The organism is Nocardioides sp. T2.26MG-1, assembly GCF_950101795.1.
GTDB lineage: Bacteria > Actinomycetota > Actinomycetes > Propionibacteriales > Nocardioidaceae > Nocardioides.
Genome location: NZ_CATNLZ010000033.1, coordinates 109,591 through 132,781, shown reverse-complemented (window position 1 = coordinate 132,781; position 23,191 = coordinate 109,591). Strand labels below are relative to the sequence as shown.

The window sequence follows — 23,191 nt, the reverse complement described above, 5'->3', positions numbered from 1 at the left end:
AGGCTGCGGTTGGTGACCAGACGACACCGGCCGGCAGCCGGTGGGCGGACCTGAGGGTTCCGTCGGCAGAACCACCTGCGCGGTGCCACGCGCCCGACCGGGGCGTGCCACCATCCCTCCAGGACCCGGGACCGTCCCGGAGAGTTCCGTCCCGGTCTCCTTGCCACCCGGGGCGGTCTCCACGAGGGTCGACGTACCACCCACCCGTCCGTTGCACCGTCGACCACCTTCTCGGGAGTCCTCATGGTTCGTCGTCCGCTGCTCGCGCTCGTGTCCGTCACCCTCGCCGTCGCCGGCGTCGTCGCGGTGCCGTCCGCGGCGCTCGCCTCCGACTACTCCGCGCCGCTGACCCAGGCCATCGCCGACCTGCCGACCGCGACCGAGTCGCGCACCGGCTACTCGCGCGACCTGTTCCGGCACTGGGTCGACGCCGACGGGGACGGCTGCGACACCCGCGACGAGGTGCTGATCGCCGAGGCGGAGGAGGCGCCGAGCGTGGGCGCGGGCTGCGCGCTGACGGGCGGTCGCTGGTACTCCTACTACGACGGCGTCTCCCAGACGAGCGCGTCGGCGCTCGACATCGACCACCTGGTGCCGCTGGCCGAGGCGTGGGACTCGGGTGCGGGCAGCTGGTCCAACGCGACCCGCGAGGCCTACGCCAACGACCTCGGCGACCGCCGGACCCTGGTCGGGGTGACCGCGTCGGTCAACCGGTCCAAGGGCGACCAGGACGTCGCCGAGTGGCTGCCCGCCCAACAGCGGTGCCGCTACCTGCGCGAGTGGGTCGCGGTGAAGCACCGTTGGCGGCTGTCGGTCGACAGCGCGGAGAAGAGCGCGATGAGGTCGCTCGCCGACGGGTGCACCGACAGCACGATCACGGTCACGCTGGCGCGCTGACCGGCCCGCTCTCCGTCCACAGCGCGCCCTTCGTCGGCGGTCTCCCCAGGCAGCTTGGCGCGCGGCCCCCGCCGTCGCCGCCCGCTCCTAGCGTCGCTCGTGCGCCGGACCTCCCGGCGACACGAACCCTCGGGAGCTGCCCATGAAGACCACCGTCCTCCTCACCGCCGTCGCCACCGTCGCGTTCGCCTGCGGGGGGCTCGGCGCCGCCGCGGTCGGCGCCGTCGACGAGCCCCCGGGCGACACGATCGTCGAGGTCACCGGTGACGCCGCGAACGGCTTCGAGATCCAGCACTACGACGGCACGGCGGAGTTCCCGCCCACCGACTCCGAGGCCGCCGCGGAGTGCGCCGAGTACGACACCCGCGTCGCGCGGGTGCGCTGCCGCACGCAGGTCCGCACCTGGTACCGCGACCTCGCCGACCTGAAGCAGGCCCTGGACTGGGCGCACGCCGGATGAGGGGGCCGGCCGTGGCAGGATCGCGGCCATGGAGGGGCCGTTCGACCGGATGTGGGACCGCGGTCGCACCTCGGCCCGCGCCCGGGTCCGGCGCTGGCAGTCCAAGTCCTGGCAGATCGGCCAGTGTGCGCTCGCCGCCGCGGTCGCCTGGCTGATCGCCGCCGACGTCCTCGGCCACCCCACGCCGTTCTTCGCGCCGGTGGCGGCAGTGGTCGCGCTCGGCACGTCGTACGGCCAGCGGCTGCGGCGGGTCGCGGAGGTGACCGTCGGGGTCGCCGTGGGCGTCTTCCTCGCCGACCTGCTCGTGGCCGGGCTCGGGTCGGGCTGGTGGCAGATCGGGCTGATCGTGGCGCTCGCGATGTCGGCGGCGTTCCTGCTCGACGGCGGTCAGCTGTTCGTCACCCAGGCCGCGGTCCAGTCGATCGTGGTCGCCTCTCTGGTGCCCGACCCGGGCGCGGCGTTCACCCGGTGGACCGACGCGGTGGTCGGTGGTGCGGTGGCCCTGGTCGCGGCCACCGTGGTGCCCGCGGCGCCGCTGCGCCGGCCTCGGGAGCAGGCGGCGGTCGTGATGCGCAAGACCGCCGCGCTGCTGCGGGCCGCGGGCGAGGTGATGACCGACGGCGAGGCGGCGCGGGCGATGGAGCTGCTCGCCGACGCGCGGTCGACCGACTACCTGATCCGCGAGCTGAAGGACGCCGCGGACGAGGGGCTCTCGGTCGTCGAGTCGTCGCCGTTCCGGGTGCGGCACAAGGGTGACCTGCGCAAGATGGTCGACCTCGTCGACCCGCTCGACCGGGCGCTGCGCAGCACGCGGGTGCTGGTGCGGCAGACGGCGGTCGCGGCCTACCGACGGCGCCCCGTGCCGCCGTCGTACTCCCTGCTGGCCCTCGACCTCGCCGACGCGGCCGACCAGGTCGCCGACGAGCTCGGCGAGGACCGGATGGCGACCGCCGCGCGGGCCGCGCTGCTCGCGGTCGGCGAGGCCACGGGCCTGGTCGAGCGCACGGACCTGCTCACCGCCGAGGCCATCTTGGCCCAGCTGCGGTCGGTGGTGGTCGACCTGCTCATGGTCACGGGGCTCGACCAGCTCGAGTCGACCGAGGCGCTGCCCCCGCCACCGCGATGAGCGCGCCGAGCACTCCGAGAGCGGGCCCGGGCTGGGTGCTGCACGTCGACCTCGACCAGTTCATCGCGGCCGTCGAGGTGCTGCGGCGCCCCGAGCTCGCGGGGCTCCCGGTGGTCGTCGGCGGGCGGGGCGACCCGACGGAGCGCGGCGTGGTGGCCACCGCGTCGTACGAGGCCCGCGCCTTCGGGGTGGGCTCGGGAATGCCGCTGCGGGTGGCCGCGCGCCGGTGCCCGGACGCCGTGTTCCTGCCGGTGGACAAGGACGCCTACGACGCGGCGTCGGCGGAGGTGATGGCGACGCTGCGGGGCCTGGAGTGGGGCGGGGTGCCGGTCGTGCTCGAGGTCCTCGGCTGGGACGAGGCGTTCCTCGCGGCGGGTCCCGGTCACGGCGACCTCGGCGACCCGCGGGAGTTCGCCGAGCACCTGCGCGGGGAGGTGCTGGCCGCGACCCGGCTGCACTGCTCGGTCGGCATCGGCGACAACAAGCTGCGCGCCAAGATCGCGACCGACTTCGGCAAGCCGCGCGGGGTGTGGCAGCTGACGGAGGAGAACTGGTTCGCGGTGATGGGCGAGCGTCCGACCACCGCGCTGTGGGGGATCGGCGGCAAGACCGCGAAGAAGCTCGCGGCGCTCGGCATCGACACCGTCGACCAGCTCGCCCGCTCCGACGCCCGGGTGCTCGCGGCCGAGCTGGGCCCGACGATGGGCCCGTGGTTCCACCGGCTCGGCCGTGGGGTCGACACGAGCCCGGTCGACGCGACGCCGTGGGTGCCGCGGGCGCACGGCCGCGAGGAGACCTACCAGGAGGATCTCGAGGACTGGTCTCGGGTCACCGAGGAGGTCCGGACGCTCGCCCGCCGGGTGGTCGCCGACCTCGACCGGGAGGGGCGGCCGGCCGCCCGGGTGGGCCTCAAGGTCCGCTACCGCCCGTTCGTGACCGTCAGTCGCAGCCTCACGCTGCCCGAGCCGACCAACGACCCGGCCGTCCTCGAGGCGGCAGCGGTGTCGCTGTTGGACCGGGTCGAGCAGGGCCGCCCGGTCCGCCTGCTCGGCGTCCGCCTCGAGATGGTCGACCCGCCCGCAACTGAGCGTTGACCCGCCCGAAAGTTACGGGCGGGTCAACGGTTGAGCCCGTCGCTCAGCTCGCGCACCACCGAGTCGACGACGGCGACCAGGTCGCCGTCGGTGCGCTCGGCGACGGCGCGCTGGCGCTGGTACGACGCCCCGCGCTCCGGGATGCAGGCGACGAGGGCGAGCTCCTCGCTGCACCCGAGCCGGTCGGCGGTCGGTGCGAGCCGCTACAGCAGGTCGGTGAGGTCCTCGGTGACCAGCCGCTCGGCGGAGTCGGCGTCGGTGATCACGATCGCGTCGAGGCCGTAGCGGGCCGCGCGCCACTTGTTCTCCTGGACGTGCCAGGGCGGCATCGTCGGCAGCGTCTCCCCGGCGGCCGCCCGGGTGTCGAGGTCGACGACCAGACAGTGCATGAGGGCGACCAGAGCGGACAGATCGGTGATGTCCGAGACGCCGTCGCAGATCCGGTTCTCCAGGGTGCCGAGGCGCGGCGCCGGGCGCACGTCCCAGCGGACCTCGGAGATCTCCTCGATCACCCCGGTGACGAGCTCGTCGTGGACGAACGACTCGAACTCCGACCACCGCTCGAACTGGAAGGGCAGCCCCGCGGTGGGGAGCTGCTGGAACATCAGGGCCCGGTTGGACGCGTAGCCGGTGTCGATCCCGGCCCAGATCGGCGAGGACGCCGAGAGCGCCTGCAGGTGGGGGTGGTAGTTGAGGAGCGAGGACAGCACCGGCATCACCCGCTCGCGCTCGGGCATCCCCACGTGCACGTGCACGCCCCAGATCAGCATCTGACGCCCCCACCACTGGGTGCGGTTGATCAGCTCCTCGTAGCGGTGGCCCTCGGAGAGCTGCTGCACGGTCCACGACGCGAACGGGTGGGTGCCGCCGCCGTACAGGTCGAGGTCGAGCGAGTCCCCGGCCGGCACCACCACCTCGAGCGTGCGGCGCAGGTCGGTCATCGCCTCGCCGACCGTGTGGCACACCCCGCTGACGACCTCGATGGTGTTGCGCAGCAGCTCCTTGTGGAGCTTGTCGGGGTCCGGCAGCCGCGGCTTGGCCCGGGCGAAGAGGTGCGTGGCGTCGTTGCGCAGGTCGCGGGTGCGCCGGTCGACGAGCGCCAGCTCCCACTCGACACCGAGCGTGGGCTCGGGGGAGGAGTGGAAGTCGATGCGCATCGCACCAGCGTTCCACAGGTCAACCGCGGCGCAGAGAGCCCAAGCGGGTGAGCCACGCCTCAGCGGTTCCGTCGTACGGCGCGGCCTCGGCCGCGACCGCCGCGTGCACGCGCTCGCACGAGGCCAGCGCCGCCCGGGCCAGCTCGTCGGGGTAGTGAAGGGCGACCCGGTGGTCGGCGAACTCGTCCTCGTCGTCCACCCACACCCGGCCGGTGTTGCCTCGGACGACGTCGAGGTCGAGGTCCACGGCGCGCAGCACCGGGCCGTCCCACACGGGCGGGGTGGTGATGTCGACGTAGACCCGCACGGGCCCGGCCGCCGCGTGGAAGGTCGCCAGCCACCCGCGCTCGTCGTCGGGCCCGGGGGCCGGTGCGAGGCCGACCTGGTCGGTGGGGGCGACGTACGTCGCTCCGGGCCGCGACATCCGGGTGCCGGCGGGGATCCCGAGCCAGTCGCCGTGGTGGTCTCGGCCGAGGTAGGTCGCGGTGAACTCCCAGTGGGGTCCGTCACGCCACTTGGTCATCACCACGCGCACACGGTCGCCGGGGTCCGGGGGCACAGCCGGGGTCATTTGGATTGTCTACCAGCCGGGCTGCCACCATGGCGGCCATGCCCGAACGCCAGCTCAACCTGACCCTGGACTTCTGTCTGCGGGTCGGCGAGCTGTTGCTGTCCTCGGGCGCCGGCGCGGCCGACGTCATCGCGACCATGAAGTCGCTGGCGTGGCATCTGGGAGTGCGCAACCCGGAGATCGACATCACCTTCACGTCGCTGTCGATGAGCTACCAGCGCGACCCCGAGGAGCCGGCCGCGGTGTTGCTGCGCCACGTCAAGCAGCGCGACATCGACTACGAGGACCTCACGCTGGTCGACCACCTGGTGCGCGACGTGCTGCGCGGCGAGGTCGACCTCAAGGAGGCCCGCAGCCGCCTGGCGCGGATCGTCTCCTCGGGGCACCTGACGCCGCGGTGGGCGGTGACCCTGGGTTGGGGCCTGATGTGCGCGGGCGTCGGTCTGCAGCTCGGCGGCGGTCCGGCCGTGGTGGCCGTCGCGTTCGTGGCGGCCGCCTGCATCGACCGGCTCCAGCTCGTGATGGCCCGGCGCCGGCTGCCGTTCTTCTACCAGCAGGTGGCCGGCGGCGGGGTCGCGACGATCATCGCCGTCGCTGCGGCGGCCGCCATGCCGGACCTCGACCCCTCCGTCGCCGTCACCGCGAACATCATCATGCTGCTGGCCGGCATCGGGTTCATGGGCGCGCTCCAGGACGCCCTCTCCGGGTTCTACGTGACCGCCGGTGCCCGGCTCACCGAGGCGCTGCTCGCGACCGCCGGCATCATCGCCGGCGTGAGCGGCGGACTGACGCTCGCCGACGTCCTCGGCGTCGACGTCGGCCGGCTCAACCCCGGCGCGGCCGAGGGCCTGAAGGCGGTCTCGCTGATGGCGCTGGGCGCCGCGATCTGCGGCGCGTCGTTCGCGTTCGCGTCGTACGCGCCCCGGCGATCCCTGCTGCCGGTGGGGGCGGTCTCGGCGGCGGCGATGGTGATCGCCCAGACCGGCAGCATCGGGGACGTGGGCCGGACCTGGCCGACCGCGCTCGCGGCGTTCTTCGTGGGCGTCGTCAGCTACACCGTCGCCGGCCGGTTGCGGGTGCCGCCGCTGGTGGTCGTGGTGCCCGCGATCGTGCCGCTCCTGCCAGGTCTGTCGATCTACCGCGGCCTGAGCCTGCTCACCGAGGGCGGCGCGCAGACGTCGGAGGGACTGCTCGCGATCATCACGGCCGCGTCGGTGGCGATCGCCCTGGCCTCGGGCGTGATCCTCGGCGAGTTCGTCGCGCAGCCGCTCAAGCGCGAGGCGCACCGGCTGGAGAGCCGGCTCGCCGGGCCGCGGCTGGTGGGCCCGCTGCGCACCCGGACCTCGCGGCGCGCCCGGCGCGAGGAGCGGGGCCAGGACGCGTGAGGTGGCTCAGACCACCGTGGTGTGGTCGGGCAGCACCCGCTTGCCGGCGCGGGCGACGATGTCCTGGTAACGAGAGCCGGTGAGCTTGGCGAGGTGGTGCACCGCGTGCGCGTCGAGCCCGACGAGGACCCGCGCCCGGTTGTGCAGGATGCCGCGGACGATGATCTCCGCGGCCCGCTCGGGGGTCATCTTCGCGAGCTTCTCGTCGAAGAGCTTCGCGGTCTTCTCCTTGTCCTCGCGCGCGGAGACGCGGGCGTTGCGCGCGATCGCGGTCTTGATGCCGCCGGGGTGGACGACGGTGACACCCACCGGGTGACCGGCGATCAGCATCTCCTCGCGGACCGCCTCGGACATGCCGCGCACGGCGTACTTCGAGGCGTTGTACATGCTTTGCCCCGGCATCGACACCAACCCGAAGAGCGAGGAGATGTTGACCAGGTGGCCGTCGCCGGAGTGGATCAGGTGCGGCAGGAACTCCTTGGTGCCGTGCACCACGCCCCAGAAGTTCACGCCGATGATCCAGTCCATGTCGGCGTACTCGAGGTCCTCGAGGTTGCCGGCCAGTGCGACGCCGGCGTTGTTGACGACCACGTTGACGCGGCCGAAGTGGTCGGCGACCGAGGCGGCGTACGACGCGAACGCGTCGCGGTCGGCCACGTCGAGGTGGTCCGAGCGGACCTCGCGGCCACCGGCCGCGCGCACCTGGTCGACGGTGGCGGCGAGCCCGGCGTCGTCGACGTCGCTGAGCGCCAGCAGCGCACCGCGGCCCGCGAGGTTGAGCGCCAGCGCGCGGCCGATGCCGGACCCGGCGCCGGTGACCACGCAGACCTTGTCCTCGAGCGTCTTCATGCGGTCACGTCCTCTTTCGCGGGGGTGGGGGCGGGCAGGGAGGGGCGCAGGTCGTAGGCCTCGGTGTCGAAGCGGGCGAGCTGACGGCGCAGGGTGACCGTCGACTTCGGCCACAGCGTGGTGTTGCGGCCATGCTCGTCGAGGTACCAGCTGGAGCAGCCGCCGGTGCTCCACACGGTGCGCCGCATCCGTCGCTGGAGGCCGGCGTTCCAGGCGTCGTGGGCGTCCCGCTGCGGCTCGACCGCGCCGTACTCCCCGCGGCGCATCGCCCGGACCGCGCCGCGGAGGTACTCCACCTGCGACTCGATCACGAACACCATGCTGGAGTGGCCGAGCCCGGTGTTGGGGCCGACCAGCATGAAGTAGTTGGGGAAGCCGGGCACCGTGGTGCCCTTGTACGCCGCCATCCCGGACTCGCGCCACACCTCGGCCAGCGTGCGGCCGTCGCGGCCGGTGACGTGCTCGGTGATCGGCAGCTCGGTCGTGTAGAAGCCGGTGGCCACCACGAGGACATCGACCGGGCGCTCCACGCCGTCGGCGGTGACGACGCCGGTGCGGGTCACCTCCGCGATCGGGTCGGTGACCAGGTCGACGTTGTCGGCGGCGAGCGCGGGGTAGTAGGTGTTGGAGATCAGGATGCGCTTGCAGCCGATCTCGTAGTGCGGCGTGACCTTCGCGCGCAGCCCGGGGTCCTGGATGCCGCGGGCGATGTTGGCGAGCGCGGCCTTCTTGGCGGGCAGCGCGATCTTGGGCTGGATCGTGAACGCCGGCACGTAGGTCTCGCGCGCCCAGTAGATGCCGGTGCGGTAGAGCCGCTGCAGCCCCGGCACGTGGCGCAGGGCGGCCCGCTCCCACGCGGGGTAGCGGCGGTCGTTGCGGGGGATCACCCACGGCGCGGTGCGTTGGTAGACATCCAGGTGTCCGCCCGTCGCCTCGAGCTGCTGCTGCAGCTCGGGGACGATCTGGATCGCCGAGGCGCCGGTGCCGATCACCGCGACCCGCTTGCCGGCCAGGTCCACGTCGTGATCCCACCGGGCCGAGTGGAACAGCTCGCCCTGGAACGTCTCGATCCCCTCGATCGCGGGCAGCTTGGGCTCCGAGAGCCCGCCCGCACCGACGACCAGCGTCGTCGAGACGACCGTGCGCTCGCCGTCCGGGCCGACAAGGCGGCTGTGCCAGTGCTGGCTCGTCTCGTCCCAGCGGGCGTCCTCGAGCCGGGTGTCGAACACGAAGCGGTCGAGCGTGCCCGACTCCCGCGCGACCCGGCGCAGGTAGGCCCAGATCTCCGGCTGCGGGGAGTAGGACATCGACCAGTCGGGGTTCGGCGCGAACGAGAACGAGTAGAGCTGGCTGGGGACGTCGCACGCTGCGCCGGGGTAGGTGTTGTCGCGCCAGGTGCCGCCGACGTCGCCGGCCTTCTCGACCACGAGGAAGTCGGTCTCGCCGTCCTGCTGGAGCCGGATGGCCGCGCACAGCCCGGCGAAGCCGGCGCCTACGATCAGGTGGTCGACGTGCTGCTCGGGGATGGGCGTGCCGGTCGCGCTCATGGCGCCGACCGTACTGGCGTTATTGAAAAAGTGTCAATAGAGTGAGGACCGTGACGACGAGCACCCAGGGCGCCCAGCCCGCCCAGCGCACCCGGCTGACGCCCGACCAGCGGCGCTCGCAGCTGCTCGACCTCGGCGTCCGCCTGCTGGCCACCCGCTCCCTCGACGAGCTGTCGATCGACCTGCTCGCCGAGGAGGCAGGCATCTCGCGCGGCCTGCTCTACCACTACTTCGGCAACAAGCACGACTTCCACGAGGCGGTCGTGCGCCGCGCGGCCGACGACCTCATCGAGCAGACCGCGCCGCCCGCCGAGGGCGAGCCGATGGTCCGGCTGGTCACCTCGCTCGCGGCGTACGTCGACTACGTCGTGGCCAACCACGAGGGCTACCTGTCGCTGGTCAAGGCGGCCGCCGGCGGCAACGAGACCCTGCGTGAGATCTACGAGGAGGCTCGCGAGGCGCTCAACGGGCGGGTCTTCCGCGAGGACGACCACGGTCAGATCCTCCCCGACACCCCCGCGACCCGGCTGGTGGTCCGCGGCTGGTCGGCGATGACCGAGGAGCTCGTGCTGTCCTGGATCGCCGACCCCTCCGGCCTCACCCGCGAGCAGCTCCTCGACGTCCTCGCCGCCTCGCTGCCCGCGATCGTCGGCACCGTGCCGGAGCGGTAGTCCCTGACGATCGGGCCCCCTGGGAGCGCTCTCAAGGGGCCCGATCGTCAGGGACTACCCCGGAAGGCGCACGTCGAGGGTCGTGTCGCCGGGGGAGGACGAGAGTCGGACCGAGCCGCCGTGGGCGGTGACGATCGCCTGCACGAGGGCCAGCCCGAGGCCGACACCGACCTCGCCGGTTCGGGTGCGGGCCGCGTCGCCGCGCGCGAAGCGCTCGAAGGCGTGCTCGACCAGCCCGGGCGGGAAGCCCGGTCCGTCGTCGTGCACCGCGAACCCGTCGCGCCGCACGGTGACGGTCACCGTGGTGCCGGCCGGGGTGTAGCGGCGGGCGTTGCTGAGCAGGTTGGTGACCACCTGGTGGAGCCGCAGCTCGTCACCGGTCACCTCGTACGGCGCGTCCACGGCGTCGTCGGGCACGTCGAGCCGCCAGCGGTGGTCGGGGGCGACCACCCGCGCGTCGGAGACCGCCTCGAGCAGCAGCCGGGTCAGGTCGACCGGCGCCTGCTCCAGTGGCCGGCCGGCGTCGAGCCGGGCGAGCAGCAGCAGATCCTCGACGAGCGCGGTCATCCGGTCCGACTCCTCCTCGACCTTGTCGAGTGCGGTGCGCGCCCCGGCGGTGTCGTCGGGACGACGCCGGGCCAGCTCGGTGTAGCCGGCGATCGTCGCCAGCGGCGAGCGCAGCTCGTGGGAGGCGTCCGCGACGAACTGCCGCACCTGCTGCTCGCTGCGGTGCCGCGCCGCGAGCGAGGTCTCGACGTGGGCGAGCAGCGTGTTGAGCGCGGCCCCGACCTGGCCGACCTCGGTGCGGGCGTCGGTGAGGTGGTCGGGCACCCGCTCGGTGATGTCGATGTGGCCCGACTCCAGCGGCAGCTCCGACACGCTGTGCGCGGTCGCGGCCACCTCGCGCAGCGGACGCAGCTGGCGGCGTACGACGATCAGCGCCGCCCCACCCGCCGCCGTCACGGCGAGCAGCGCGAGGAGCACCTCCCACCAGATGACGTTGGCGACCGCCGCGTCCACGTCGCTCGTCGGCAGTCCGGCCGCGATCGAGACGCTCTCGGAGAGAGCGACGACCTCGACCCGGTATGACCCCACTCCGGGCACGTCGATCGTCGCGGCCTCGTTGGTGCGCAGGTTGCCGAGGGCGGTCAGAGTCTTCTGGGGCAACGCCTTGGTCGAGATCTCGCCGGTGGAGCGCTGCGTTCCGACCTGGCCGGACGCCTCACCTGCGGAGGTCCAGATCGCGTTCAGGGTGCCTGGAGGGCCGTCGCCGGCGATCCGGATCCTGGTCCCCGCATCGGGCGCGACGCCGGCCGGACCGCCGGTCACCTCGAAGGCATAGCGCCGTGCGGCGTCGTGGACATCCTGGTCGAGCTGGTCGGTGAGGTACGACCGCACCGCGAACGTGGTCGCTGTGCCGATCAACACCGACACCAGCAGCACGAGCAGCACCGTGGTGACGACCAGCCGGGAGGTGAGCGAGGCGAGCGCGTCGCGCACCCGCTGCCAGGCGGTGCGGATCATGGCGCCGGCTTCAGCACGTACCCCGCGCCGCGCATGGTGTGGATCATCGGCTCGTGGCCGGCGTCGATCTTCTTGCGCAGGTAGGAGATGTAGAGCTCGACCACGTTGGCCTGGCCGCCGAAGTCGTAGTTCCAGACCCGGTCGAGGATCTGCGCCTTGCTCAGCACCCGCCGCGGGTTGCGCATCAGGAAGCGCAGCAGCTCGAACTCCGTCGCGGTCAGCGACACCTCCGCGCCGGCGCGGAACACCTCGTGGCTGTCCTCGTCGAGGGTGAGGTCGCCGACCACCAGCAGGGACGCCGTCGCGGCCTGCTGCGCCCCGGACCTGCGCATCAGCCCGCGCAGCCGGGCCACCAGCTCCTCCAGCGAGAACGGCTTGGTCACGTAGTCGTCGCCGCCGGCGGTCAGCCCCGCGACCCGGTCCTCGACCGCGTCGCGGGCGGTGAGGAACACGACGGGTACGTCGGGGTCGACCGCGCGCATCCGGCGCAGCACCTCCATGCCGTCGAAGTCGGGGAGCATCATGTCGAGCACGACCGCGTCCGGCCGGAACTCCTTGGCGGCCGCGACGGCCTTCGAGCCGGTGTGCGCCGCCGCGACCTGCCAGCCCTCGTAGCGCAGCGCCATCGAGACCAGCTCGGCGATGTTCACCTCGTCGTCGACGACGAGCACGCGCAGCGGGGTTCCGTCCGGTCGGGTCAGCTCCATGCCGCTCACCCTGGCGACGCTACCTGTGCCACTCCTGTGAACGCGCTGTGTCGCTGTGAGGAGTCTGTGAGTCGCCCGTCGACCGGCGTCAGAGGTCGCGGACGGCCAGCGAGGCGAACACCATCGCCGAGCCGAGCGGCGCACCGGGCCCGGGGTAGACGGCGCCGAACACCGACGCGGCGGAGTTGCCGGCGGCGTACAGGCCGGCGATCGGCGTCCCGTCCTCGCGCACAACCCGGCCGCGCTCGTCGGTGACCAGGCCGCCCTTGGTGCCGAGGTCGGAGAGCACGAAGCGCGCGGCGTGGAACGGCGGCTCGGTGCAGGGCGTCAGTGCCTTGTTGGGGCCGGTGCCACCTGCGAAGAACGTGTCGTACTCGTCCGCGCCGCGGCCGAAGTCCTCGTCGACCCCGGTGTCGCAGAACCCGTTGAACCGCTCGACGGTCGTGGCCAGCGCCTCCGCCGGTACGCCGATGAGCGCGGCGAGCTCGGCCAGCGTGTCCGCCCGCACCCAGGTGCCGGCCTCGAGGTGGGCGGCGGGGTCGCCCTCGGGCATCGCGATCGCCGGCAGCCGGCCGCCCTCGCGCGAGTCGAAGACGAACCACGACGGGATCCGGTCCGGCGCCGCGGCCATCTCGCGGCCGAACCGGTCGTAGGGCAGGCACTCGTTGGCGTAGCGCCGGCCGTGCTGGTCGACCATCAGACCGGAGCGGAAGCCCAGCGTGAACGATCCGCAGCCGTCCGGCTGCTCCAGGCCGGGGCAGAACCACCCGACGCCGCGGTAGTCGGTCGCGGCGCCGATGGCCGCACCCGCCTGGATCGGCTCGCCGGTGTTGGTGCCCGCGGGCGCCATCGTCCACGCGACGTCGCCGGGCACGCCGTGCTCCTCCCGCAGCGCGGCGTTCCCCTCGAAGCCGCCGGCCGCCAACAGCACCCCACGCCGGGCGCGCACCTCCACCGGACCCTCGGGGGTCATCGCGGCCACCCCGGCCACCCGGTCGCCGTCGAGCACCAGGCCGGTCACCGGCAGCTCGGTCAGCACGGTGCCGCCGTCGCGCAGGAAGCCGCCCAAGAGCCGCGCGATCAGCGCCTGGCCGCCGCTGAGCGTGTTGCGGCCACCCTCGCCCGCCCGGTCGCGCTCGACCGGCGGCCGCACCAGCTCGCCGACCCGCTCGGGCAGGTCGCCGCGCTTGACGTTGGTCGGCTGGATGGACCGGCCGAACGGCACCCGGCCGGGCGCGTCGTAGTACTCCGGGAACGGCAGCCACTCGAAGTCCAGTGCCGGGTCCGCCTCGAGCTCGGCGACCAGCTCGGGGGCGTGGGCGAGGAACGCCTCGACCCGCACCTCGTCGGGGTCGACCAGGATCGCCTCGAGGTATCCCGTGCCGACTCCGTCGAGTCGGGGATCCCGGCGCGCTGCTGCACCGCGCTTCCCGGAAGCCAGCAGGCGCCGCCGGAGTAGGCCGAGGTGCCGCCCAGCAGCGACGTCTTCTCGACCACCGCGGTGGACAGACCGGCCTGCTGCGCCAGGAACGCGCCGGTCATCGCCCCGCCCCCCGACCCGACCACGACGACGTCGTACTCCCGCACCTCGCTCATGCCCGGATCCTAGAACACGTTCTAGATCGGTGGTTTCGAGGCTCGGGCCTGGCGGCCCTCGCACCTCAACCACCGATGCGGTGGTGGAGGTGCGAGCGCAGCGAGCCGACCTCGGTGGTTGAGGTGCGAGCGCAGCGAGCCTCGAAACCACCGAGCACCGACAGCCACCCGCCGGGCAGAATGGACCGGTCATGACCGAGCTCCAGATCGCCTACCCTCCGGAGCTGCCGGTCACCCAGCGCCGCGAGGACATCGCCGCGGCGATCCGCGACCACCAGGTGGTGATCGTCGCGGGGGAGACCGGGTCGGGGAAGACCACCCAGCTGCCGAAGATCTGCCTCGAGCTCGGCCGCGGCCGGAGGACGAAGTCCGGAGGTGGGCTGATCGGGCACACCCAACCCCGCCGGATCGCCGCGCGTTCGGTCGCGGAGCGGATCGCCAGCGAGCTCGGGACCGAGCTGGGCGACCTGGTCGGCTACCAGGTGCGGTTCACGGACCGTACGTCGCGGGCCAGCCGGGTCAAGCTGATGACCGACGGCATCCTGCTCGCGGAGCTGCAGCGCGACCGGATGCTGCGCCGCTACGACACGATCATCATCGACGAGGCCCACGAGCGCAGCCTCAACATCGACTTCCTGCTCGGCTACCTCAAGCGGCTGCTGCCCAAGCGGCCCGACCTCAAGCTGATCATCACCTCGGCCACCATCGACGTCGACCGGTTCGCGAAGCACTTCGAAGCCCCCGTGGTCGAGGTGTCCGGGCGTACCTACCCCGTCGAGATCCGCTACCGCCCGCTGATGGCCCTTCGAGACGGCTCGTCCCTCGCCTCCTCAGGAACCGAACTCGTCGACGGGGAGGGTGAGCTGATCGTCCGCGACCAGACCGAGGCGATCGTCGACGCGGTCAAGGAGCTGTCGGCCGAGGGCCCCGGCGACGTCCTGGTGTTCCTGCCCGGCGAGCGCGAGATCCGTGACACCGCCGACGCTCTCGCGGATCTCGACAAGCTCGATCACCGGGGGAGGCTCGAGATCCTGCCGCTCTACTCGCGGCTCTCGGCCGCCGACCAGCACCGGGTGTTCTCGTCGCATGGCAACGCCACCCGCCGGGTCGTGCTCGCGACCAACGTCGCGGAGACGTCGCTGACCGTGCCGGGCATCCGGTACGTCGTGGACACCGGTGTCGCGCGGATCAGCCGCTACTCGGTGCGGACCAAGGTCCAGCGGCTGCCGATCGAGCCGATCAGCCAGGCATCCGCCAACCAGCGCTCCGGCCGGTGCGGGCGCGTCGAGGCCGGCATCGCGATCCGGCTGTACTCACAGGAGGACTTCGAGGGCCGCCCGGAGTTCACCGACCCCGAGATCCTGCGCACCAACCTGGCCAGCGTCATCCTGCAGATGACCAGCCTCGGGCTCGGCGACATGGCGCGCTTCCCGTTCGTCGAGCCGCCCGACCGGCGCAACGTCCAGGCCGGCGTGCAGCTGCTCGAGGAGCTCGGCGCGCTGGGCTCGGGCAAGCTCACCAAGATCGGAGGCCGCCTGGCGCGGCTGCCGATCGACCCCCGGCTCGCGCGGATGATCCTCGAGGCCGAGCGGCTCGGCTGCGTCCGCGAGGTCGTGGTGATCGCCGCCGCGCTGTCGCTGCAGGACCCGCGCGAGCGGCCCGGCGCCGACCGCCCCAAGGAGCAGGCCCAGGCCGACCAGCTGCACGCGCGCTTCAAGGCGGAGGGCAGCGACTTCCTCACCTGGCTCAACCTCTGGCGCTACCTCAAGGAGCAGCAGCAGGAGCTGTCCTCCTCGGCGTTCCGCCGGATGTGCCGTCGCGAGTTCCTCAACTACCTCCGGGTGCGGGAGTGGCAGGACTTCGAGTCCCAGCTGCGCCAGGTCTGCAAGGAGATGGAGATCAAGGTCGGCCAGCCCGCGGACAACCCCGACCACGACGGCATCCACCAGGCGCTGCTGTCGGGCCTGCTCTCCCACATCGGCCTGCTCGAGGAACGCGAGAAGGAGCGCCGCGGCCCGCGGGAGTACCTCGGCGCCCGCGGCGCCAGGTTCGCGGTCTTCCCGGGCAGCGTGCTGCACCGCAAGAACCCCCAGTTCCTGATGGCCGGCGAGCTCGTCGAGACCAGCCGGCTGTGGGCGCGGCAGAACGCCGCGATCAAGCCGGAGTGGGCCGAGCGCCTCGGCGCGCACCTGGTCAAGCGCACCTACTCCGAGCCGCACTGGAGCAAGAAGCGCGCGTCCGTGATGGCCTACGAGCGGGTCACGCTGTACGGCGTGCCGCTCGTCGCCGACCGGCCCGTGGGCTACGGCAAGGTCGACCCCGTCCTGTCCCGCGAGCTGTTCATCCGGCATGCCCTCGTCTACGGGGAGTGGTCGAGCCGGCACAAGTTCCTCGAGACCAACCGGCGGCTGCTCGAGGAGGCCGAGGAGCTCGAGCACCGCGCCCGGCGCCGCGACATCGTCGTCGACGAGCACACGCTGTTCGACTTCTACGACGCGCGGATCGGCGCGGACGTCGTCAGTGGCGCCCACTTCGACCAGTGGTGGAAGCGGGAGCGCCAGCGCAACGGCCGGCTGCTGACCTTCGACCCCTCGATGCTCACCCACGACACGGTCGAGCAGATCAGCGAGGCGGACTACCCGGAGGTCTGGGAGGGCGAGGGCCTGACGTTCCCGATCAGCTACCACTTCGAGCCCGGTGCCGCCGACGACGGCCTGACCATCGACGTCCCGGTGGCCACGCTCAACCGGGTCGAGGCCGAGGACTTCTCGTGGAACGTCCCCGGCCTGCGCGAGGCGCTGGTCACCAGCCTGATCCGCAGCCTGCCGAAGAACCTGCGGGTGAGCTTCGTGCCCGCCCCCAACACCGCCCGGGACTTCCTGGCCGCGGTGCCACCGGGCGAGGAGCCGCTGCTCGACGCGCTCGAGCGCTGGTGCCGGTCCACCACCGGCGTGGTCGTGCCCCGCGAGGCGTGGGACTGGTCCAAGGTGCCCGAGCACCTGCGCCCGACGTACCGCGTCGTCGACGACGAGGGCCGCGAGCAGGCCCGGGGCAAGGACCTCGAGGCGCTCAAGGCGCCGCTGCGCCCGAAGTTCGCCGAGGCGATCGCCGAGGTCGCCAGCGAGAGCGGGCTGGCGCGCACGGGGGCGACCACGTGGGAGTTCGGCACGATCCCCGCCACCCACACCGAGCGGCGGGCCGGCCACGAGGTCCAGGTGTTCCCGGCGCTCGTCGACGACGGCGCGACCGTCGGCCTGCAGGTCTTCGGGTCGGCCGAGGAGGCCGACGCCCGGCACCGCCTCGGCGTACGGCGGCTGCTGCTGCTCGAGCTCGCCTCGCCGGTCAAGCAGGTCCTCGACGGCCTCACCAACGCCGAGAAGCTCGGGCTCGCGGGCTCGCCGTACCCCAGCGTCGCCGAGCTGCTCGACGACTGCCGCGCGGCCGTCGTCGGCGCCGCGGTCGACGCGCGCCCGCCGGTGCGCGACGAGGCGGCCTACCTGGCGCTGCGGGCCGAGGCGGCCCGCGACCAGGAGGCGCACCTGCGCGCGGTGATGGGCGACGTGATCCGGGTCCTCGACGCCTGGCGCCGGGCGGAGAAGGCGCTCAGCGGCCGGGCGGACATGGCGGCGCTGCCCGCGCTCACCGAGATGCGCGCCCAGCTGGGGCGCCTGGTGCACCGCGGGTTCGTCGGCGAGGCCGGGCCGGCCCAGCTGCGCCGCTACCCGGTCTACCTGGCCGCGCTCGAGCAGCGCCGCGAGCGGCTGTCCGGACAGGTCAACCGCGACCGCCAGCTGATGGACCAGCTCACCGACCTCCAGGACGCCTACCTGCACCGCGTCGAGGCGCTGCCGGCTGGGCGCCCTCCCGGCGAGCACCTGCGACAGGTCCGCTGGATGCTCGAGGAGTACCGCGTCTCGCTGTGGGCGCAGCAGCTCGGCACGCCGTACCCGGTCAGCGACCAGCGCATCCGACGTAGCCTGACGCGGTGACAGACCGACCGCACCACCGTCCGATGACCCCGGGCGGCGGCTTCTTCGAGGCGCTGGTCGGCGGGACCGACCCGGCGCTGGTGAGCGAGGCCGCCGACCGGGCCGCGACCCTGCTGGTGCGCGGTGCCCGCGCCTCCGACGACGCCGCGGTCGCCGACCGGCTGCTGCACCTCGCCGACACCGAGGGCATCGAGACGATCGCCGAGGTCTGGTCCGGCGCGCCCGCCGACTCGCTCGCCGGCTGCCTGTGGCGCCTCTACCTGCTGCGCTCGTGGGTGTACGCCGAGCCGGTCGCGGTGTCCCGGGAGTTCGAGGCGGGCCGCCGCAGCGCGCAGGTCGCGCGGGTCGTGGCCGGCGTCGCCGACCCTCCGGGTCCCGAGCAGCTCAAGGCGATGGTCGACCAGGTCCTGCGCGGCATCGCCGCCGGCGACTTCGCCGACGTACTGCTGCGTGCCGCGGCCTTCGCCCGGGTGGTCGCGACCGGCCGGGCCTCGCTCGGCGAGCGGAACGCCGCCGAGGTGCAGCGGATGCTGGTCCTCTCCGAGCAGCTCGAGGCGGCGGGTCACGCCGAGCTGGAACACGAGTTGGCGTGACGCGGTTACACTCGACGAGTACGCCGGACCGTGGCAGCCCCGGGTCCCAAAATCAGCCGCTACGAGCGGCCACGCGCCGTGAGGCGCTCCCGGTCCGGTGTACATCTCTCTCGTAGTCTCGGCGCATGAGATCACTGCGCCGGCTGCTGCGCCGGGCCCGTTCGACAGCGCGTCCGACGGCCCGTCCGACCGGCCGGTCGGCGCCGTCCGCCGGGACGGCCACGTCGTACTCCCCGAAGGCCGACGGCCGGCCCGACCCCGGGGAGGTCGTCTGGGGCTGGGTGCCCTACGAGGACGACCCGCAGCAGGGCAAGGACCGGCCGGTGCTGCTCATCGGGCGGCGCGAGGAGCTGCTGCTCGGGCTGATGCTGACCAGCAAGGACCACGACCGCGACGCCGCCGACGAGGCCCGCTGGGGCCGGCACTGGATGGACGTCGGCACCGGAGGCTGGGACCGCGAGCGGCGGCCGAGCGAGGTGCGGCTGGACCGGCTGCTCGAGCTCGCGCCCGACGCCGTACGCCGGGAGGGCGCCGCGCTCGACCGCGCCGTCTTCGACCGTGTGGTCGCCGAGGCGGGGCGGTTCCACACGCTGTAGCGACAGGTGCCGGGTCGGCGCTGGGCTGGCAACCGATCTGAGGTGGGAGAAGGTTGCTGGGGCACCGCCCGCCGGAGTGCCGCGGCTAGAAGGTTCGGGCGACCCGTCGGGCTGCGACCCGGGCCGGGTCCCACCCGGTGGGGTAGTGCTCGGCTCCCGCAGCGACCTCGACGAGCGTCAGGAAGCTGCCGGTGCGCAGGATCGCGAGTCCGGCGGCGCGCTTGCGCGCGTCGGTGCGATAGCTCTCGCCGGTGCCGGACCGCACGTCGAGCGGCCGGAGCGGACCGACGTCACTGCCGTCGACACGGTCGGCGCAGTCGTCGCGCCACGCGACCAGCACCTGGTGCGCCCGCCACGCCGACCGGGAGTCGGCGAACCGGGCGACCACCTGGGTGGCGGCAAGGCGGCCCGGAGCGGTGAACGTGCGGCGGACCGTCTCCACGGCGCCGATGGGGCCGAGCAGGGTCTTCTGGCACGTGCCGACCGTGCCGTCGCGCTCGGGATCCTCGGGTCCGGTGGCCGCGACCTCCCACGAACCGTCGCCCAGTGGAGGCAGCGACTCGGCGTCGAGGAGGTGCGCGGCGGTGGTCAACCGCATCCGAGGCGCGAGCCTGCCGACCTTGTGCCCACGGGGCTCGCGGGTCGGCCCGGCGGAGGTCGTGGGCTCGCTCGCGGACGGCGCCGCCGTCGCGGTGCGCGAGGCGCTGGGGCTCGCCGTCGGCGAGGGCGTGCGCGACGCGGCATCCCGACCGTCACCGTCCGCTCCGCAACCGGCGAGCACGACGGAGGTCGCCAGGCACAGGGCGGCCAGGGCGGAGGTCTGGACGCGAGGCACGACCGCCATCGTAGGGATCTCGGGCCGTGGCTCGTGGTTGCGACATGCGGTCGCCACTCGGCTCCCGGCAATGGATCTCCCCGCAGATGGATAGGGTGGTCCGGGCCCCGGTCGCGACCGGGCCGGCAGGTCAGCAGACAACGCGTGCGAGGAGGATGCCGGTGAGGGCGAGTCGGGGGCGCCGGGCACTGCTCTGTGCCGTGAGCGTGGTCGCACTGACGCTGTCGGCAGCGGGCTGCACCGACGACGGATCCGCCCCCCGTCCGGGCCCGACGCCGGCGGCGACGACGCAGACGGTCGACCACCTGACCTTCGGTGTGTACGGCCCGGAGGACGAGGTCTCGGCGTTCCGCGCCATGGTCGACGCGTGGAACGCCGCGGGCGAGGACCGCCCCCCGGTCAAGCTGCGCGCCTGGCCCAGCGAGGCCGCCATGCGCGCCGACATCGACTCCGGCGCCGAGGTGCCGGACGTGTTCCTCGCCTCGCGCACCGACCTGAGGTGGCTGCTGGACGAGCGTCACAACCAGCCCGTCGACGAGCTGCTCGACGAGCGGGGCGTGGAGTTCGGCGACGGCTACTCTCGCGATGCCCTCCAGGCGTTCAGCGCCGACGACCGCCTGCAGTGCATCCCCTACGGCGTCTCGCCGATGGTCATCTACTACAACCCGGCGCTGGTGAACTTCGACCGGATGCGTGCCCGCGGGCTGGAGGCTCCCGGCGAGGACGCGTCGAGCTGGTCCTTCGAGCAGTTCGCGGCAGCCGCGGACTTCGCTGCCCGGCCACGCCGCGGCACCAAGGGCGTGCACATCGCGGCGACGCTGTCGGGGCTCGCCCCGTTCATCAACTCCGGGGGCGGCTCGGTCTTCGACGACTTCGGGTCTCCCACGTCGTTGGCGTTCTCGAGCGACGGGTCCCGCTCGGCGCTCGAGCGCACCCTCGAGCTGCTGCGCAACCCGCAGGTCACTCTCGACGAGGACCAGCTCGCCGAGGCCAGCCCGCTGACCTGGTTCGAGCGTGGCCGGCTCGGCATGATCGCCGGCTACCGTTCGTTGGTGCCGGAGCTGCGGAAGGTCGACGGCCTCGACTTCGACGTGATGTCGATGCCCGTCCTCGACGGGTCCTCCACGGTGGGCGACGTGACCGGGATGTGCCTGTCGCGCACCGCGGCGAGCACCCCCCTGGCCGCCGACTTCCTGGTCCACGCGATCTCCGCCGAGTCGGTCAGCCGGGTGACCCGCACCGGCTACCTCGCACCCGCCAACCTCGAGGTCGCGCTCTCCGAGACGTTCCTCCAGTCGGGCCGCCGGCCGCTCCACGCGTCGATCTTCAACACCAGCGTCCGCTCGATCAGCCTGCCCCCGCTCATCGACACGCTCGACAAGGTCGAGGCGGCGGTGCACCCGACCCTGGAGCAGCTCGTCTACGGCGTCGGTGTCCTCGACCTGGACGCACTCACCGAGCAGATCGACGAGGAGTCGCGCGCGATCCTCAGCCCGCCGGAGCCGTCGGGGTCGCCGAGTGGCTCACCGGGGGAGTCCGAGTCGCCCACCGAGTGAGGCCGGCCGGGCGAATCCCGCGGATTCGGAGGGATCGTCTCCGGTTGCTTGGTACGGTGGGACGGTGACGATGCGCGCGGACGCCCGACGCAACCTGGAGCAGCTCCTCGACGCGGCCCGGCAGCTGGTCGCCGAGAAGGGTCCCGGCGTGGCGCTCGAGGAGATCGCCGACCGCGCCGGCGTCGGCATCGGCACGCTCTACCGGCGCTTCCCCGACCGCACCGCCCTGCTCCGCGCGGTCGTGCTCGACGCGTTGGCCCGGACGGCCGCCGCGGCCGAGCAGGCGGCCGGCGAGAGCGACCCCTTCGAGGCCCTGGCCGGCTACCTGCGCGCCGCCCTCGAGACCCGGGTGTCCGCGGTGATCCCGCAGGTGCTGGACGCGCTCGACCTCGACGAGCCCGAGCTCGCCGCCGCGCGGGACGCGTCGGCGCGGGCCGTCGAGCAGCTGGTCGCGGCCGCCCACGAGAGCGGCGACCTGCCCCAGGACGTCACCTTCCTGGACGTCGGGATGATGCTGGTCCGCATCGCGCGGCCGCTGCCGGGCCCGCTGCCGGACGAGACGAAGCACGAGCTCGCCCGCCGGCACCTCGAGCTGTTCATCCGCGGACTGCGGGCGGGTGGGGACCGCCTGGCCGGGCCGGCGCTGTCCCGCAGCGAGCTGACCGGTCTCGTCGACCGCCGCTGAGTCGAGGCGGAGGGCCGCGATCCCGCTCAGTCCGCCGCGGGGGGCTCCGGCTCGGCGAGGGGCTCCGTCTCGGCGGTGAGGATCGCGTCGACCAGGATGGGCGCGGTCAGCTCGACCTGCCACTCGCGGGCCCCGAGGGCGCGCAGCTGGTCGGCGACCGCGGGGGCGAGCGTCGCCTCGTCCCGGGAGCGCGGCGGCGTCCAGAGGGTGCGGCGCAGGTAGTCGGGGGTGAGCAGGTTCTCCACCGGCAGGTGGTGCTCCTCCGCGAGCGCCGACATGGCCGCGCGGGCCAGGGCCAGGCGGCGCGCCGCGACCGGGTCCTTCTCGGCCCAGGCGCGGGGCAGCGGCGGGCCGTCGCCGCGCGGCGAACGGGTCGGCAGGTCCTTCTCGTCCAGCGCGGCGGCCTCCTGCAGCGCGGCCACCCACCGGGCGGCGTAGCGCTCGGCGCCGCGGCCGTGGAAGCCCTTGGTCGCCAGCAGCGTGGCCCGGTCGGTCGGCAGCGCCTGCGCCGCGGCGACGATCGCAGAGTCGGGGAGGATGCGGCCGGGGGTGACGTCGCGGTGCTCGGCGATCTCGTCGCGGGTCTCCCACAGGGCCCGCACGGCGCCGAGGGCCCGCCGGCCGCGGACCCGGTGGAGGCCCGACGTACGACGCCACGCCTCGACCCGCTCGGCCTGCACGAAGCTGCGCAGCGCGTCGAACTCCTGGCGTGCCCACTCGGCCTTGCCGGTCGCCTCGAGCTCGGCCTCGAGCAGCGCCTTGAGCTCCACGAGGACCTCGACGTCGAGGGCGGCATACTCCAGCCACGGCTCCGGGAGCGGCCGGGTCGACCAGTCGACCGCCGAGTGCTCCTTGGCGAGACGGGCGCCGAGGAGGCTCTCGACCAGCGTCGCGAGGCCCACGCGGGGGTAGCCGAGCAGCCGGCCGGCCAGCTCGGTGTCGAACAGCTCGGTGGGCACCAGGCCGACCTCGGCAAGGCAGGGCAGGTCCTGGGTCGCGGCGTGCAGGATCCACTCGGTGCCCTCGAGCGCCTCCTGGAGCTGCGGGAGGATCACGAACGGGATCGGGTCGACCAGGAACGTGCCCGAGCCCTCCCGGCGCAGCTGGATCAGGTAGGCACGGGAGGAGTAGCGGTAGCCCGAGGCGCGCTCGGCGTCGATGGCGACCGGGCCGGTGCCGGCGACCAGCCGCTCGCACACCTCGGCGAGCCCCTCCGGGGTCTCGACGATGCGGGGCAGGCCGTCGCGCAGCGTCAGCAGCGGTCGCTCGGGTGCGGGGGGCGGCGCGGGCGTCTCGTCGGGAATCTCGTCGGGCGTCTCGGCGGGGGTCGGATCGGGGGGTGCAGAGGTCATG

At 73.4% G+C, this 23,191-nt stretch carries 20 protein-coding genes and 1 pseudogene; 11 read left to right on the top strand and 10 right to left on the bottom strand.

The window, feature by feature from the left end:
• Window positions 1-243: 243 nt before the first annotated feature.
• From QQZ14_RS18710 to QQZ14_RS18695, 4 genes are all read left to right on the top strand, one after another.
• Window positions 244-897 carry an HNH endonuclease family protein gene (locus QQZ14_RS18710; RefSeq protein ID WP_284535913.1) on the top strand — a complete coding sequence of 218 codons (654 nt, stop codon included), beginning with the start codon at window positions 244-246 and terminating at the stop codon, window positions 895-897.
• Between the two features lie 142 nt (window positions 898-1,039).
• The gene (locus QQZ14_RS18705) at window positions 1,040-1,357 is read left to right on the top strand and encodes a hypothetical protein (protein ID WP_284535912.1); all 318 of its coding nucleotides are present in this window, start codon (window positions 1,040-1,042) and stop codon (window positions 1,355-1,357) included.
• Window positions 1,358-1,385: 28 nt separating this feature from the next.
• Window positions 1,386-2,483, top strand: a complete 1,098-nt coding sequence (locus QQZ14_RS18700; RefSeq protein WP_284535911.1) for an FUSC family protein — start codon at window positions 1,386-1,388, stop codon at window positions 2,481-2,483.
• On the top strand, window positions 2,480-3,577 hold the full coding sequence (locus QQZ14_RS18695) for a DNA polymerase IV (RefSeq protein WP_284535910.1): 1,098 nt from the start codon (window positions 2,480-2,482) through the stop codon (window positions 3,575-3,577). Before QQZ14_RS18700 ends, QQZ14_RS18695 begins: the two co-directional genes overlap by 4 nt.
• 203 nt (window positions 3,578-3,780) lie before the next feature.
• Here QQZ14_RS18695 and QQZ14_RS18690 read toward each other — a convergent pair whose 3' ends face one another.
• Complete coding sequence (locus QQZ14_RS18690) at window positions 3,781-4,734, bottom strand: glutamate--cysteine ligase (protein WP_284535909.1); 954 nt, start codon at window positions 4,732-4,734, stop codon at window positions 3,781-3,783.
• Window positions 4,735-4,753: 19 nt separating this feature from the next.
• Window positions 4,754-5,305 (bottom strand): DUF402 domain-containing protein, encoded by a 552-nt coding sequence (locus QQZ14_RS18685; protein ID WP_284535908.1) that lies wholly within the window; start codon window positions 5,303-5,305, stop codon window positions 4,754-4,756.
• A 38-nt stretch (window positions 5,306-5,343) separates the two neighbouring features.
• Between QQZ14_RS18685 and QQZ14_RS18680 the strand changes: the two genes are divergently transcribed.
• On the top strand, window positions 5,344-6,690 hold the full coding sequence (locus tag QQZ14_RS18680; RefSeq protein WP_284535907.1) for a threonine/serine ThrE exporter family protein: 1,347 nt from the start codon (window positions 5,344-5,346) through the stop codon (window positions 6,688-6,690).
• 6 nt (window positions 6,691-6,696) lie between these two features.
• Here the strand turns inward: QQZ14_RS18680 and QQZ14_RS18675 are convergent, their stop codons facing one another.
• Together QQZ14_RS18675 and QQZ14_RS18670 are read right to left on the bottom strand one after the other, a co-directional pair.
• Entirely contained in the window at window positions 6,697-7,539 is an 843-nt protein-coding gene (locus QQZ14_RS18675) for an SDR family NAD(P)-dependent oxidoreductase (RefSeq protein ID WP_284535906.1), read from the bottom strand.
• A complete protein-coding gene (locus QQZ14_RS18670) occupies window positions 7,536-9,086 on the bottom strand; it encodes a flavin-containing monooxygenase (protein WP_284535905.1) in 1,551 nt (516 codons plus the stop codon). Before QQZ14_RS18670 ends, QQZ14_RS18675 begins: the two co-directional genes overlap by 4 nt.
• Before the next feature lie 50 nt (window positions 9,087-9,136).
• Between QQZ14_RS18670 and QQZ14_RS18665 the strand changes: the two genes are divergently transcribed.
• Entirely contained in the window at window positions 9,137-9,757 is a 621-nt protein-coding gene (locus QQZ14_RS18665) for a TetR/AcrR family transcriptional regulator (RefSeq protein WP_284535904.1), read from the top strand.
• A 54-nt stretch (window positions 9,758-9,811) separates the two neighbouring features.
• Here QQZ14_RS18665 and QQZ14_RS18660 read toward each other — a convergent pair whose 3' ends face one another.
• From QQZ14_RS18660 to QQZ14_RS18645, 4 genes and pseudogenes are all read right to left on the bottom strand, one after another.
• The gene (locus QQZ14_RS18660; protein WP_284535903.1) at window positions 9,812-11,281 is read right to left on the bottom strand and encodes a sensor histidine kinase; all 1,470 of its coding nucleotides are present in this window, start codon (window positions 11,279-11,281) and stop codon (window positions 9,812-9,814) included.
• Entirely contained in the window at window positions 11,278-11,988 is a 711-nt protein-coding gene (locus QQZ14_RS18655) for a response regulator transcription factor (protein WP_284536220.1), read from the bottom strand. The genes QQZ14_RS18660 and QQZ14_RS18655 overlap by 4 nt, the downstream gene beginning before the upstream one ends.
• A gap of 88 nt (window positions 11,989-12,076) precedes the next feature.
• On the bottom strand, window positions 12,077-13,330 hold the full coding sequence (locus tag QQZ14_RS18650) for an FAD-binding protein (RefSeq protein WP_284535902.1): 1,254 nt from the start codon (window positions 13,328-13,330) through the stop codon (window positions 12,077-12,079).
• Between the two features lie 92 nt (window positions 13,331-13,422).
• Window positions 13,423-13,530: pseudogene (locus QQZ14_RS18645) on the bottom strand (FAD-binding protein); the annotation flags it as partial.
• 245 nt (window positions 13,531-13,775) lie between these two features.
• On the opposite strand from QQZ14_RS18645, the gene hrpA reads away from it, so the two are divergent.
• The 3 genes from hrpA (at window position 13,776) to QQZ14_RS18630 (ending at window position 18,762) form a co-directional block, all read left to right on the top strand.
• A complete protein-coding gene (gene hrpA / locus QQZ14_RS18640; protein ID WP_284535901.1) occupies window positions 13,776-17,573 on the top strand; it encodes an ATP-dependent RNA helicase HrpA in 3,798 nt (1,265 codons plus the stop codon).
• On the top strand, window positions 17,570-18,166 hold the full coding sequence (locus QQZ14_RS18635) for a hypothetical protein (RefSeq protein WP_284535900.1): 597 nt from the start codon (window positions 17,570-17,572) through the stop codon (window positions 18,164-18,166). The genes hrpA and QQZ14_RS18635 overlap by 4 nt, the downstream gene beginning before the upstream one ends.
• A gap of 125 nt (window positions 18,167-18,291) precedes the next feature.
• On the top strand, window positions 18,292-18,762 hold the full coding sequence (locus QQZ14_RS18630) for a type II toxin-antitoxin system PemK/MazF family toxin (protein WP_284535899.1): 471 nt from the start codon (window positions 18,292-18,294) through the stop codon (window positions 18,760-18,762).
• 85 nt (window positions 18,763-18,847) lie between these two features.
• Here the strand turns inward: QQZ14_RS18630 and QQZ14_RS18625 are convergent, their stop codons facing one another.
• A complete protein-coding gene (locus QQZ14_RS18625) occupies window positions 18,848-19,597 on the bottom strand; it encodes a hypothetical protein (protein ID WP_284535898.1) in 750 nt (249 codons plus the stop codon).
• Between the two features lie 161 nt (window positions 19,598-19,758).
• On the opposite strand from QQZ14_RS18625, the gene QQZ14_RS18620 reads away from it, so the two are divergent.
• On the top strand, window positions 19,759-21,153 hold the full coding sequence (locus QQZ14_RS18620; RefSeq protein WP_284535897.1) for an ABC transporter substrate-binding protein: 1,395 nt from the start codon (window positions 19,759-19,761) through the stop codon (window positions 21,151-21,153).
• A gap of 70 nt (window positions 21,154-21,223) precedes the next feature.
• Entirely contained in the window at window positions 21,224-21,838 is a 615-nt protein-coding gene (locus QQZ14_RS18615) for a TetR/AcrR family transcriptional regulator (RefSeq protein WP_284536219.1), read from the top strand.
• Window positions 21,839-21,864: 26 nt separating this feature from the next.
• On the opposite strand, the gene QQZ14_RS18610 is transcribed toward QQZ14_RS18615, so the two are convergent.
• Window positions 21,865-23,190 (bottom strand): HRDC domain-containing protein, encoded by a 1,326-nt coding sequence (locus tag QQZ14_RS18610; RefSeq protein WP_284535896.1) that lies wholly within the window; start codon window positions 23,188-23,190, stop codon window positions 21,865-21,867.
• Between the last annotated feature and the right edge of the window lies 1 nt (window position 23,191).

Bases quoted from the DNA above. Each gene is read 5' to 3' on its own strand.
- QQZ14_RS18615 (WP_284536219.1), top strand. From the start codon at position 21,224: ATGCGCGCGGACGCCCGACGCAACCTGGAGCAGCTCCTCGACGCGGCC.
- QQZ14_RS18660 (WP_284535903.1), bottom strand. From the start codon at position 11,281: ATGATCCGCACCGCCTGGCAGCGGGTGCGCGACGCGCTCGCCTCGCTC.
- hrpA (WP_284535901.1), top strand. From the start codon at position 13,776: ATGACCGAGCTCCAGATCGCCTACCCTCCGGAGCTGCCGGTCACCCAG.
- QQZ14_RS18680 (WP_284535907.1), top strand. From the start codon at position 5,344: ATGCCCGAACGCCAGCTCAACCTGACCCTGGACTTCTGTCTGCGGGTC.
- QQZ14_RS18685 (WP_284535908.1), bottom strand. From the start codon at position 5,305: ATGACCCCGGCTGTGCCCCCGGACCCCGGCGACCGTGTGCGCGTGGTG.
- QQZ14_RS18695 (WP_284535910.1), top strand. From the start codon at position 2,480: ATGAGCGCGCCGAGCACTCCGAGAGCGGGCCCGGGCTGGGTGCTGCAC.
- QQZ14_RS18690 (WP_284535909.1), bottom strand. From the start codon at position 4,734: ATGCGCATCGACTTCCACTCCTCCCCCGAGCCCACGCTCGGTGTCGAG.
- QQZ14_RS18705 (WP_284535912.1), top strand. From the start codon at position 1,040: ATGAAGACCACCGTCCTCCTCACCGCCGTCGCCACCGTCGCGTTCGCC.
- QQZ14_RS18700 (WP_284535911.1), top strand. From the start codon at position 1,386: ATGGAGGGGCCGTTCGACCGGATGTGGGACCGCGGTCGCACCTCGGCC.
- QQZ14_RS18610 (WP_284535896.1), bottom strand. From the start codon at position 23,190: ATGACCTCTGCACCCCCCGATCCGACCCCCGCCGAGACGCCCGACGAG.
- QQZ14_RS18670 (WP_284535905.1), bottom strand. From the start codon at position 9,086: ATGAGCGCGACCGGCACGCCCATCCCCGAGCAGCACGTCGACCACCTG.
- QQZ14_RS18630 (WP_284535899.1), top strand. From the start codon at position 18,292: ATGAGATCACTGCGCCGGCTGCTGCGCCGGGCCCGTTCGACAGCGCGT.
- QQZ14_RS18655 (WP_284536220.1), bottom strand. From the start codon at position 11,988: ATGGAGCTGACCCGACCGGACGGAACCCCGCTGCGCGTGCTCGTCGTC.
- QQZ14_RS18675 (WP_284535906.1), bottom strand. From the start codon at position 7,539: ATGAAGACGCTCGAGGACAAGGTCTGCGTGGTCACCGGCGCCGGGTCC.
- QQZ14_RS18710 (WP_284535913.1), top strand. From the start codon at position 244: ATGGTTCGTCGTCCGCTGCTCGCGCTCGTGTCCGTCACCCTCGCCGTC.